Source organism: Devosia oryzisoli, assembly GCF_014837245.1.
Taxonomy (GTDB): domain Bacteria; phylum Pseudomonadota; class Alphaproteobacteria; order Rhizobiales; family Devosiaceae; genus Devosia; species Devosia oryzisoli.
In genome coordinates, this window is record NZ_JACYFU010000003.1 from 231,867 (window position 1) to 244,278 (window position 12,412).

Consider the following 12,412-nt stretch of genomic DNA (forward strand, 5'->3'; position numbering starts at 1 on the left):
GAGGGAGAGGAATAAGAACAGCCTGCTTCACCATCCACCAGCCCAATTCTTCTCCCTCTCGGGGAGAAGGTGGCCCGAAGGGCCGGATGAGGGGGTGCTGCCGCGCCTGCCAGCGCCCCAGCAAAACACCAAACTCTCCCCCTTCTCCCCGCCCCAAAATCCCCTGCCATACTGCCCCCATCAGCCGGGCGTGATGGAGTTGCAACGATCAACTGCCCGGCGACTGTCGGGAGGGCTCTGCATCGTTCCGGAGCCTGGGCCGGGGTTAGAGGATCAACAGGGCCAACGCCGATCCTTTGAAGAACCTCGCGTCAGAAAACCCGGCGCCCGGAGGCGGTTCTCGTCTCACACACTTACCAAACTCCGAGGCGGGTGCCGCCTCCGGGCACCGTCACCTCTCATGCAACCGCAGGGTCATTGCCCGGGCGGGGCTTCGGCATGCCGTCGGGCAGCGGAAGGCTCTTTGGAAAGCAAAAAGCCCGGCACACCGGCCGGGCTTTGCATGGTGGTGAGCGGCCTCAATAGCCGTCGGCGTTGTCGCCCACCAGGATCTCACGCTTGCCGGCGTGGTTGGCCGGGCTGATGACCCCTTCGCGCTCCATGCGCTCGATCAGCGTCGCGGCCTTGTTGTAGCCGATAGCCAGGCGCCGCTGCACGTAGGAGGTGGAGGCCTTCTTGTCGGTCATGACGATGTGGACGGCCTTGTCGTAGAGTTCGTCGCCCGAGCCGCCATAGCTGTCGTCGCCGCCGCCACCAGCGCTTTCGCCGAAGCCGCCGTCCTCGTCTTCCTCGGTGATGTTGTCGAGATAGTCCGGCGTGCCCTGGCTCTTGAGATGGGCAACGACGCTTTCCACTTCCCGGTCGGCCACGAACGCACCGTGCAGGCGCTTGGTGCGGCCGCCCGAGGCCATGTAGAGCATGTCGCCATTGCCCAGCAGCTGCTCGGCGCCCTGCTCGCCCAGAATGGTGCGCGAGTCGATTTTCGACGTCACCATGAAGGAGATGCGGGTGGGGAAGTTGGCCTTGATGGTGCCGGTGATGACGTCCACCGACGGGCGCTGCGTAGCGGTGACCATGTGAATGCCGGCGGCGCGGGCCATCTGCGCCAGGCGCTGGATGGCGCCTTCGATGTCCTTGCCGGCCACCATCATCAGGTCCGCCATTTCGTCGACGATGATGACGATATAGGGCAAGGGCTCGAGATCGAACTCCTCGCTCTCGAAGATGGCCTCGCCGGTCTCGCGATCAAAGCCGGTCTGCACCGTGCGGGTGATGACGCGACCTTCCTTGGCCGCCTCGGCCACGCGCTGGTTGAACCCGTCGATGTTGCGGACACCGATCTTGCTCATCTTGCGGTAGCGGTCTTCCATCTCGCGCACCGCCCATTTGAGCGCCACCACCGCCTTGTGCGGATCGGTCACGACGGGCGTGAGCAGATGCGGGATGCCGTCATAGATCGAGAGTTCGAGCATCTTCGGATCGATCATGATCATGCGGCACTGCTCGGGCGTCATCTGGTAGAGCAGCGAGAGGATGAAGGTGTTGATGCCGACCGACTTGCCCGAGCCGGTGGTGCCGGCGATGAGCAGATGCGGCATGCGCGCGAGGTCCGCGATCACCGGCTCGCCGCCAATGGTCTTGCCCAGGCAGATCGGCAGCTTGCCCTTCATCTTCTCGAAATCGGACGACGCCAGCATCTCGCGGAAGTAGACGGTTTCGCGGTCCTTGTTCGGCAGTTCGATGCCGATGGCATTACGGCCGGGCACGACCGCGACGCGGGCCGAGATGGCGCTCATGGACCGCGCGATGTCATCGGCCAGCGAGATGACGCGGCTCGACTTGATGCCGGGCGCGGGCTCGAGTTCGAAGAGGGTGACGACGGGACCGGGGCGGACATTGATGATATCGCCCTTGACGCCGAAATCCTGCAGCACTTCCTCGAGCTTGCGGGCCATGGCCTCAAGATGTTCGGGCGCATGCTCGGCCGACACACCCTTGCGCTGCGGCTCGGCCAGCAGGCTGAGGGCCGGCAGCTCGAAACCGCCCGGTTCGTTGAGGAAGGACCCCTGGGCTTCGCGGAACTGGCGCTGGCCCTGCGCCGGGCGCGGCGCGGGAGCGGACACCGGAACGCGCGGGGCGGTGTGGTCCACGGGCTGGAAGCGCGAATCGCCGCGCTGCGTGCGCGGCGCTGCCGGCACGTCGGGGACGAAAGGCACGGCGTCCTCGTCGTCGTCGGGATAGTCGATGGCGGTGTCGTCGTAGTCGGTGGGCGCGTTGACCCGCGGGCTGGGCTCGAAGGCCGGCTCCACCGGCTGCGCCACGGGCGCGTGGATGCGGCGCTGCGATGCAGCCACGACGGGCTCGCGGTCGATCGACACTTCGGGCGCGGCGCCATCGAGCGAGGGCTCGGCATCGTGGTCGAACTCCTCCCGGTCGTCGGCCTGGTGGCGAGCGGCATGGGTGGCGCGGGCCCGGCGGAAGGCGGTGCGCAGCGAATAGCCCATGTGGACAATTGCGCCCAGAGCCACCTCGACCAGCGGGTTGGGTTCGGGATCATCGGCTTCGTCGGCCGCAGCCGCCCTGCCCTTGGCCGATTTGAGCGGCCGGGTGGGCACGGCCGTCCCGAGGCCCATGGCGATCCAGAACAGCGCCAGGGCCGGAGCCGCGATGATGATGGCAAAGAGGATGGAGGTCACCGGCTGCGGGTCGGCTCCGGCAATCATGCCGGCCAGGTTGGAGAACATCATGCCGGCAAGGCCGCCAAGACCGGTCGGCAGCGGCCAGCTTTCGGGCATGGGCAGGAAGGCAAGAACGCCCGAGGCCAGCACCGTGGCGCCGATCCAGGACGGCAGGCGCAGGCCCATATGCGTGGGCTGCAGGCGGCGCGCCATCGCCCAGCCCCAGAGGGCCAGCGGCACGACCATGACGAGGGCGCCCAGCCCCAGGAACTGGAAGCCGAGGTCGGCCATCACCGCGCCGGGAAAGCCCAGCCAGTTGGAAGGCGGTTTGTCGGTGGCAAAGAACAGCGAGGGATCATCCACCGACCAGGAGGCCATGGCCAGGAGGAACACGGCGCTCAGACCAAGCAGCAGCAGGCCCGCGGTGCGCAGCGGGATGCGAATCGACAGGATGGGCGCCGGGGCCACCGGCGCAGCGGTGCGGCTCTTGCCCGTGGCGCGGCTGCGCACAGGCACGGGGCGGACGTCATCGACGGTGGGGACGGGATGGGATGGCATGGGCACGCATTACTCTTTGCCGGGCCGGGAGGAGAAGGAGGCCCGATGTGCCGCCATGCTAGCGGTCCATGGTTAATCGCAGGCTAACCCTGCGGCTCGTGAACGGGGAGCTGAGAGAGTGACCATTGGCGGCAGGCCGCCTTGGCGGCCAGAAGAAACGGATCGAAGTGTGCGGCCCACGATTTGCGAGTGGGAAGCCTCTGTGGCGGGCCAGAAGGGCATGAGCCGCACGCTTCGAGCCGTCGCCCCTCCGGGGCGCGAACTGCTCCAGTGGAGCAGTTCGAGGCGAGAAGGCCATGAGAGCTAGGCTCGAATGGCCGGGCCCCAGGCACAGCGTGTGTGGCAGGGGGCACAGTGCGCCACCTGCCGGAGTGAGATCAGTTGTAAGCGCGTTCGCCGTGGGTCGAGAGGTCGAGGCCGTCGCTTTCGGCTGCCTCGGACACCTTGGCCCCGCCGAAAATCGCCCTGACGATCAGCATGGCCACCAGCGCAACCACGCCCGACCAGACCACGGCCACGATGACGCCGGTGAGCTGGATCATGAACTGGCCGCCCATGGTGTAGCCATCGAGCGGATAGCCGCCCAAGGAGGGGTTGGCCACGATGGCGGTGCCGAGCGCGCCGACGATGCCACCGACGCCATGGATGCCGAAGACGTCGAGCGAGTCGTCGTATTTCAGCATCGGCTTGAGATTGACCACGGCCCACAGGCAGACCACGCCGGCAACGGCGCCGAGGATGATGGCACCGCCGACGCCGGAGAAGCCGGCAGCGGGGGTGATCGCCACGAGGCCGGCGACGGCACCGGACATGGCACCGAGGGCCGAGGCATGTCCACGGGTGATCTTTTCGCCCAGGGCCCAGGCCAGCGCGCCTGCAGCAGGCGCCAGCACGGTGTTCATGAGAGCAACGGCGGTCAGCGCATTGGCCTCGAGGTTGGAGCCGGCGTTGAAGCCAAACCAGCCAAACCACAGCAGGCCTGCGCCGACATAGGTCAGCACGAGGTTGTGGGGCGGCGTCGGCTCCTTGAGGTAGCCCATGCGGGGCCCGAGGACGAGGGCGGCGACAAGGGCGGCGACACCGGAGTTGATGTGGACCACGGTCCCGCCGGCAAAGTCATAGGCCCCCATGCCGAACAGCAGGCCGGGGCCAGACCAGACCATGTGCGCCATCGGGATGTAGGAGAAGGTGAACCAGATGGCCAGGAACGCCATCAGCGCCCCGAACTTCATGCGCTCGGCGATACCGCCGACGATGAGGGTCGAGGTGATGCAGGCAAAGGTCAGTTGGAAGGTCACGAAGACCAACTCGGGCAGTTCGAAGCCGGCCGAGAAGGTCGCCGCACGAGACTCGAGCGTCACGCCGGAGAGGAAGAATTTGGAGAAATCGCCGATGAAGGCCGAGAGGCCACCTTCGGTGGGGCCGGCGAAGGCCAGCGAGTAGCCGTAGGCCACCCAGAGAATGGCGATCATGGAAAAACCCATGAACACCTGGGTCAGGACCGAGAGGATGTTCTTTGCCCGAACCAGGCCGCCGTAGAACAGGGCCAGGCCCGGAATGGTCATGACAATGACGACCATAGTGGAAACGAGCATCCAGGCGACGTCGCCCTTGTCGACCACGGCCGCCGCTTCCGCGGCGGGGGCTGCAGCATCCTGGGCAAGGGCCGGCAGGGCCAGCAGCAGGGAGGCCAGGGTCGCACCCCCAAGAACTTTGGACAGTTTCATTGTGTTGTCTCCGGAATGGGGATGACGCTTAAAGAGCGGCCGCGCCGGTCTCGCCGGTGCGTATGCGGGTCACAGCCAGGAGGTCGAGGATGAAGATCTTCCCATCGCCAATGCGGCCGGTCTGGGCCGCATCGCGGATCGCTGAACTGACCGCATCGGCCAGCGCGTCGTGGACGGCGATTTCAACCTTGAGCTTGGGCAGGAAATGCACGGCGTATTCGGTACCGCGATAGATTTCCGAGTGCCCCTTCTGTCGGCCATAGCCCTTCACCTCGGTGACGGTCATGCCGTGCACGTCGAGGGAATTGAGCGCCTGCCGCACTTCTTCGAGCCGGGATGGCTTGATGATGGCAACCACCAGTTTCATGTGACCCCCTTTGGCGCCGGTTGGCGCATGCTGGACGCCCACAACAGACTCAAATGCCGTGCCAAGCCACAGAGGAAACGGAAAGTGTTTTTATATCAGTTACTTATGTGAGAGCGAGCCATTAACATCCCTTTACAGAACGCAAACCGCATATATTTTGTGCAGCTCCCAAAGTACCTGCACAAAACATAATCACATCACAGCCACGAGCATAAGCGCGGCAATGGCGCTCTTGCGAACTGCAGGTGCGGGAGGGACAATGGCCATGAAAACGAAAGAGGCGGAACATGAACGACCCGGTGCAGGGCATATACGACGTCATCATCGTGGGCGCGGGCCCTGTCGGCCTCACGCTCGGCCTTGCACTCGCCCAATCGGCGCCGGGGATCAAGCTTGCGCTGGTGGACCGCCGCCCCCTTGCGGTGCCACAGGACAACCGGGCTTCTGCCATCGCTGCAGGCGTGCGGCGCATCTTCGAGGCTCTCGGCGTCTGGAACGACATGGCGAGCGAGGCGCAGGCCATCCTTGCCATGCGGATCACCGACTCGGGCCAAGGCGACATCTCTCGGCCGCTGTTCCTGCAGTTTGACGGGGAGATCGCGCCGGGCGAGCCATTTGCGCACATGGTGCCCAATCGCACCAGCGCAGCGGCCCTGCTCGGCGCCACGGGCACGCTCCTGTCGGTTCTGGCCCCTGCCGAAATCCGGACCTGGTCGGGCTCCGGTCCTGTCGCGACACTGGAACTGGATGGCAACCGGACGCTGCGGGGCCGCCTCGTCGTGGCGGCCGACGGCGCACAATCCTTCCTTCGGGCGCAGGCGGGCATCGACGTCATTCGGCATGACTACGGCCAGACCGGGCTTGTGGCGACCATTGCGCACGAGTTGCCGCATGACGGGGTCGCTTATGAGCACTTCCGCCCTGCCGGCCCCTTCGCCAGCCTGCCGCTCCCGGGAAACCGATCGTCCCTGGTCTGGACCGAAAGCGAGGCGGGTGCGCGTCGTGCACTGGCCCTTCCCGCAGAAGACCTGGCGCAGGAGATCGAAGCGGTGATGGGGTCGACCCTCGGGTCGGTCTCCCTCGAAGACGCGCTCAAAGGCTTTCCGCTGCGGTTGCAGGTCGCCCGCAGCTTCATCGGCCCACGGCTGGCGCTGGTCGGGGACGCGGCCCATGTCGTTCATCCCATCGCCGGGCAGGGGCTGAACCTGGGCCTCAAGGACGTCGCCGCCCTGGCCGAAGTGGTCGTCGAGGCGCTGCGGCTGGGAATCGATCCCGGGAGCGACGAGGTCCTTGGCCGCTACCAATCGTGGCGTCGTTTCGACACGGCATCCATGGCCTTCGTGACGGACGGCATGAACAGGCTGTTTTCCAACGACCTGGCACCCCTGAGGGCCCTCCGGGACTTCGGGCTCGGGTTGGTGGACAGGGCAGCGCCGGTGAAATCGGCGCTCATCCGAGCGGCAGCCGGCACGGGCAGCAACGGCGCGCCGAGACTTCTCAGCGGCTTGCCGCTCTAGTCACCCTGGCTGGAGATCAGGCGCACCTCGTCAGGCTCGACGTCCCGCGCTTCCTCGAGGCTGAGGAGCGGCACCCCCTGGGCGATCGGGAAGGCCAGGCGGGCAGCCAAGGAGATCAGTTCATCGCCCTCTTTTGATAGCACCAGGCGCGTCTTGGTCAGTGGGCAGACCAGCATCTCCAAAACGCGCCGATCCACGACATGCCGCGCCGGGGGAGAACTGGGTACATGTGCGGCCATCAGTTGAGCGGCGCCCCGCCGCCTGCACGGCCCCGCGCCATTTCGTATTCGGTCATGGCGATCAAAGTTTCCGCCCGGTCGCTGAGCGTGGGCGCCTCCAGCAGCACCTGCTTTTCCGCCGCCCCATAGGGAGAAACCATGCAACAGAAGTTGACGAGGTCTGCGGTGCCGGTGCGCTCGATCTCTTCCCAGTTGAGCTCGATGTTTGCGAACTCGGCATAGTCTCGCATCATGCGGACGAAGCGGGTGCGATCGACATCGCCCTCGCCGACATCGCGAACAAAGTCATCGGCGAAATCTTCAGCAGAAATGACGCATTGGCGATATGGGGTCATCACCGTCAATTCATGGACCAGACGAAAACGGGCCAGCCCTTCAAGAATGATGAAGTAGCGGCCGTCTCCGTTTTCCTCGAAGTGCGTAAGGCGCCCCAGGCATCCCACCTTTTGCAGCGGCGCCCGCCCCGCCGGGCTTTCCTCGCTCGTGTCCTCGGGCTGGATAAGCCCGATCAGGCGATCGCCCCGCAGAGCCGCATCTACCAGTTCGATATAACGCGGCTCGAAGATATTGAGCGGCCGATGCGAGAACGGCAGCAGTAGCGCACCGGACAAGGGGAACACCGGCACCGACTTGGGCAATTGCGCAGGACTGACGGGACGGGCTGGCATGCCGAACCTCAGGAGAACAGCGCGGCCGACAGGAGGCGGCGGCCCTTTACCGTTGCGGGGTCCTTCGGGCCCCAGGCTTCGAAGAACTCCAGCAGCTTCTTGCGCGCGGCGTCATCGTTCCAGGTGCGATCGCGCTTGAAGATCGCCACAAGAGCCTCGGCCGCCTCAAGCCGCTTGCCTTCTGCATTGCGCACCACGGCCAGGTCAAAGCGGGCCTGATGGTTATCGGGATCGGCCGCGACGGTTGCTTCCAGGGCAGCGGCCTCCGAAAGTCCAGATGCTTCGTCCTTGAGCCGGATGGTACTCGCAACTGCGGTGTAAGCGTCGCCCTTGCGCTGCTCTTCAGGGATCAAGTCCAGCGTCGCGCGGGCCTGCTCGAGTTCGCCTGCATCAAGGTAGATGCCGGCCAGCCCCAACAGGGCCTCCACATGGTCAGGGACGTGCTGGAGAACCATGCCGAAAATCTGCGCCGCCTGGGAGAGGTCGCCCGCCTCTCGCGCCTGCTTAGCCACCTCGAGCGCTTCGGATATCTGCCCCTCGAGCGAATCCGCCGGTGGGGCGCCGGCTGGTGCAGCAGCAATGACCCGCTCGGCGAAGCGGCGAACCTCACCTTCGGGCATGGCACCCATGAACCCGTCCACGGGCCGGCCGCCGGCGAAGGCGAAGACTGCAGGAATCGACTGAACGCCGAGTTGACCGGCAATGCGCGGATGCTCGTCGATATTGACCTTCACGAGGCGAATCTTGCCCGCCTTCTCCGTCACAACCTTTTCCAAGGTGGGCGTCAGCTGACGGCATGGACCGCACCAGGGCGCCCAGAAGTCGACCAGCACCGGTGCTTCAAGGGAGGCGTCGATCACGTCGGCCTTGAACGCGGCGTCGCTCGATTCGCGGATAATATTGGCTGGGACCTGGGAGGCGCTGGGCGCGCCATCGAGAGAGATTGTCATGGCTAACGGCTCTTCCGCTCACAAGGAAAATGGGCGCTCCGGCCTTTCTGCGCCCGGGAGGGGATGCTGACAAGCCCCAGCCCCGTCGGGCTTCCCACAAGTTCATGGAAGTACAAAATTGTGGGTTGCAATCAGTCGGACGATTGGGCATATAGGCGCCCGTCGGGGCACTGCCAAGGGTGCCAAGTCAACGGAGCGCGGGTGTAGCTCAGGGGTAGAGCATAACCTTGCCAAGGTTAGGGTCGTGGGTTCGAATCCCATCGCCCGCTCCAATCTTCGAAATCGAAGAAACGATCCAAAGGCCGGACATTAGTCCGGCCTTTCGTTTTTGGCTTATCAGGGACAAGCCAGGCTGAAGCCGGGCTCGTCTTATTCGGCCATCGCGTGGGCCCGCTCGAGGGCTTCTTCTTCCTTGCTCTTCGGCTTGGCGCTTCTTCTCGAGCCACGCAGCAGCAGAATGAGCGGAATTGAACTGATGGACAGGATCATCATCAGCCAGAAGTCATCCAGATAGCTCAGGATTGCCGACTGCTGGGCCACAAGGCCGTTGATGATCGAGACGATCCGGGCATTGCCGGTCAGAAGGCCCGGCATCTGCATCGCGACGGCTTGTGAGGTCGCTGTCAGGCGCGCGGCCAGTTCGGCGTGGTTCACCTGCATCATGCTCGACAGCACGGCTGATACCAGGGAAATACCGATACCCTGCCCCAGATTGCGGACCAGACTGAAGATCGACGTCGCGTCGGCGCGCAGGGGGGGAGCGATGGTGGCGAAGGCCATTGTCGATAGAGGCACGAACAGAAATCCCATGCCAAATCCCTGAATGGCTCCGGTGATGATGACGGGCCAGTAGTCCATCTGGAGATTGAACTTGGTCATCTCCCAGAGCGAATAGGACATTAGCGCCGTACCAAACAGCATCATGAGACGCGCATCGATCTTGCCGCTCATGCGGCCCACGAACATCATGGCGACCATGGTGGCGAGGCCACGTGGCGCCATCAAGAGACCTGTGAAGATCACGGAATAGCCCATGAGGTTCTGCAGCAGGGGCGGCAACAGGGCGAGACCGGAAAACAGGGTGATGCCCATCACCATCATGAAGAGCGAGCCAAGGGTAAAATTGGCATCCTTGAAGATGCGCAGATCGACGAAAGGCCGCCTTGCCGTCAGCGAGTGGATGACGAAGACCCAGATGCCGGACAGCACCAATCCCAGCTCGATCCAGGTCTCCGTCGATTGGAACCAGGAGTTCTCTGCGCCCCGGTCCAGCATCAGCTGCAACGCGCCGACGCCGAGCGCCAGCATGCCGAACCCGAAGAAGTCGAAGCGGCGCTTCTTGATCTCCGTATTGGGCATGTAGAGCATCAGCATGGTGGCACACAGAATGCCCACCGGCAGGTTCACCAGGAAGACCCAGCGCCAGTCAAAGGTTTCGGTCAGCCAGCCGCCAAGGGTCGGCCCGATTATGGGTGCGACCATGATGCCCATGCCATAAATGGCCATCGCCTGGCCAATGCGCTCCTTGGGGTTGATGTTGAGCAGAACGGTCTGGGCCAGCGGCGCGATCATGGCGCCGCAAAGCCCCTGCAGAATGCGAAACAACACCATTTCGGGCAGGCTGGTCGCGATGCCGCACAGCAGCGAGGCAATCGTGAAGCCAATGACGGCGAAGATGAAAAGGCGCCGCTGACCCAGCCGGTCACTCATCCAGCCAGTCAGAGGCGTGGCAATGGCCGCTGCCACGATGTAGGATGTGAGGACCCAGGTAATTTCGTTCTGCGCAGCCCCCAAAGCCGAAGCCATGTGCGGCAAGGCCACGTTGGCGATCGTGGTGTCGAGCACCTGCATGATCGTGCCGAGCATCAGCGCGATTGTCAGAAGGGTCTTGTTCTTGACGACAATGGTCGGTTGAGAAACCGCCTGGGCCATGGCTCGGCTCCGAAAGAGGATGACCGGGCAGCAAGGCCCGGTCCTTCACTTATTTTCCAGTCAGCCTGTCGAGCGTCGAATGACCGGTGTCGACGCTGACCAAAGCACTCATGCCCGACCGCAGCACTTCTGCCATTTCCGCCTCGTCGAATTCGACCCGGACCGGCACCCGCTGGACAACCTTCACCCAGTTCCCCGTGGCGTTCTGCGCCGGGATCAACGAAAATTCCGATCCTGTGGCTGCGCCGATGCTGGCGACATGGCCCTCCAGCGGCTGATCGGCATAGGCGTCGACCGTGACCTCGACCGGCATGCCGATCTGGATGGCGCCAAGTTGCGTTTCCTTGAAATTGGCTTCCACCCAGCTTTCGTCAGTCTCTACCAAACTTGCGATCGTGGTGCCGGCCGCCACGAACTGGCCGACGTTGAGGCTCGAGACCTGACTGATGATGCCATCGGCCGGGGAAGCCACAGTGGTTTTGCCAAGATTGCGCTTGGCCTGCTCCACCTGCGCAATCGCTGCAAGGACTGCAGGATGCTGATCCGTTGGTATCTCTGGATCACCGGCCAGCGCGGCCGTGGCGCTCGCCACCTGCTGGCGAGCCGTCGTCACCCCGTTCTGTGCCTGCTGCAGTGCGAGCTTGGGCTGGTCCAAGGTCGACGTCGACGACACGCCTTGGTCCACCAGGCTCTTTTGCCGATCGAAGGTTGCCTGCTGAAGCTCGAGAGTGGCTTCGGCAGCCTCCTTGGTGGCCTCGGCCGTCGCATAGGTCACCTTGAGCTGCTCGACGTTCACCCGGGCAGACAGCAGCGCTGCCTTGGCCTGCTCAAGCGCAATTTGGTAGGCCTGAGGGTCGATCGTGAACAGCACGTCACCCTTCGTTACAGCCTGGTTTTCCGAGATCCGCACGTCGATTATGCGACCGGCCACGTCGGCCGATAGCGCCACCTTGGCCTGCTGCACATAGGCATTGTCGGTTTCCTCATAGCGGCCACCGTTCAGGTAGAACCAGCCCCCGACGACAGCCAACACAAGCGGCACGGCAACCATCAGCAGCGTGCGGCGGCCGCGCCCCTTCCTCGGCGCCGCTTCTGCGGCGGACTGCGGCGACGCAGATTCAGGCTTAGGGTTGGCATTGTCGGCGCGCGAGATGGTCACTACCTCGCCTTGGCAGGCCCGGGTTTCGGAAGCTTGAGCGCTCATTTTAGACGTCTTTCACGTTCGGCTGGGCCGGCATGTCGTTGAGGTTGTTTCGAATGGTTTCGAGCGAGGCGACCAAAGCCTGGCGGCGGCGCTCGTCAAGACCCGCCAGCGCCGAAGCGTGCATCTGCGTGCCGACTGCCTTGGCCGTCGAGTATAGCTGGGTTCCGGCGGGGCTGAGACGGGCAAGTTTGGCGCGGCTATCGGTGGGGTTGGGCTCGCGCTCGATCAGTCCGCGTTTCTCTAGCCGATCAAGTACGCCGCTCATTGTCATCGGATCGGAGTCGACGTGGCCGGCCAGAGCCACCTGCGTGATCTGGGGCTGCCGATAAAGGTGAGCGATGACCTTCCACTGGGTCAGCGTCAGTCCATGTGCACGCGCCTGCTCTTCGAAGCGCCGCCTAAAGAGGCGCGCCACGTCGTTGACGAGGTGGCCTACCGTCACTTGGGATGTAGAGGTGTCCTGCATGGCATCCAGCGCTATTGGATGGGCACGCATATAATAAGTGCACTTATCAGAATCAATGCCCGATGCACGTATTTGCGCAGAGCATGCCCCCAGGTTAACGGCGCCT

10 protein-coding genes and 1 tRNA gene are annotated in these 12,412 nt (G+C 64.2%); 2 read left to right on the plus strand and 9 right to left on the minus strand.

Translation table 11 applies throughout. The annotated features are described in order from the left end of the window. Positions 1-518: 518 nt before the first annotated feature. The 3 genes from IC608_RS12655 to IC608_RS12665 all read right to left on the minus strand — a co-directional run bounded on the left by IC608_RS12655 (position 519) and on the right by IC608_RS12665 (position 5,330). On the minus strand, positions 519-3,236 hold the full coding sequence (locus IC608_RS12655) for a DNA translocase FtsK (protein ID WP_191776929.1): 2,718 nt from the start codon (positions 3,234-3,236) through the stop codon (positions 519-521). Positions 3,237-3,613: 377 nt separating this feature from the next. After that, complete coding sequence (locus tag IC608_RS12660) at positions 3,614-4,963, minus strand: ammonium transporter (protein WP_191775939.1); 1,350 nt, start codon at positions 4,961-4,963, stop codon at positions 3,614-3,616. A gap of 28 nt (positions 4,964-4,991) precedes the next feature. Further along, on the minus strand, positions 4,992-5,330 hold the full coding sequence (locus IC608_RS12665; RefSeq protein ID WP_191775942.1) for a P-II family nitrogen regulator: 339 nt from the start codon (positions 5,328-5,330) through the stop codon (positions 4,992-4,994). Positions 5,331-5,617: 287 nt separating this feature from the next. On the opposite strand from IC608_RS12665, the gene IC608_RS12670 reads away from it, so the two are divergent. Continuing rightward, positions 5,618-6,847: an FAD-dependent monooxygenase gene (locus tag IC608_RS12670; RefSeq protein ID WP_191775945.1), complete on the plus strand. Its 1,230-nt coding sequence runs from the start codon at positions 5,618-5,620 to the stop codon at positions 6,845-6,847. Here IC608_RS12670 and IC608_RS12675 read toward each other — a convergent pair. Genes IC608_RS12675 through IC608_RS12685 form a run of 3 tightly spaced genes read right to left on the minus strand, consistent with a single transcriptional unit; the run spans position 6,844 to position 8,704 of the window. Beyond that, positions 6,844-7,086, minus strand: coding sequence for a Trm112 family protein (locus IC608_RS12675; RefSeq protein WP_191775948.1), 243 nt, complete (start codon positions 7,084-7,086; stop codon positions 6,844-6,846). The genes IC608_RS12670 and IC608_RS12675 overlap by 4 nt on opposite strands. Beyond that, positions 7,086-7,754 (minus strand): LON peptidase substrate-binding domain-containing protein, encoded by a 669-nt coding sequence (locus tag IC608_RS12680; protein ID WP_191775951.1) that lies wholly within the window; start codon positions 7,752-7,754, stop codon positions 7,086-7,088. Before IC608_RS12680 ends, IC608_RS12675 begins: the two co-directional genes overlap by 1 nt. An 8-nt stretch (positions 7,755-7,762) precedes the next feature. Then, entirely contained in the window at positions 7,763-8,704 is a 942-nt protein-coding gene (locus IC608_RS12685; RefSeq protein ID WP_191775954.1) for a thioredoxin family protein, read from the minus strand. A gap of 197 nt (positions 8,705-8,901) precedes the next feature. On the opposite strand from IC608_RS12685, the gene IC608_RS12690 reads away from it, so the two are divergent. Next, positions 8,902-8,976 (plus strand) — tRNA-Gly (locus tag IC608_RS12690). A 97-nt stretch (positions 8,977-9,073) separates the two neighbouring features. Here IC608_RS12690 and IC608_RS12695 read toward each other — a convergent pair. Genes IC608_RS12695 through IC608_RS12705 form a run of 3 tightly spaced genes read right to left on the minus strand, consistent with a single transcriptional unit; the run spans position 9,074 to position 12,336 of the window. Beyond that, positions 9,074-10,636 (minus strand): DHA2 family efflux MFS transporter permease subunit, encoded by a 1,563-nt coding sequence (locus IC608_RS12695; RefSeq protein WP_191775957.1) that lies wholly within the window; start codon positions 10,634-10,636, stop codon positions 9,074-9,076. A gap of 49 nt (positions 10,637-10,685) precedes the next feature. After that, positions 10,686-11,840, minus strand: coding sequence for an HlyD family secretion protein (locus tag IC608_RS12700; protein WP_191775960.1), 1,155 nt, complete (start codon positions 11,838-11,840; stop codon positions 10,686-10,688). Position 11,841: 1 nt separating this feature from the next. Continuing rightward, positions 11,842-12,336 carry a MarR family winged helix-turn-helix transcriptional regulator gene (locus IC608_RS12705; protein ID WP_191775962.1) on the minus strand — a complete coding sequence of 165 codons (495 nt, stop codon included), beginning with the start codon at positions 12,334-12,336 and terminating at the stop codon, positions 11,842-11,844. Positions 12,337-12,412: the final 76 nt, after the last annotated feature.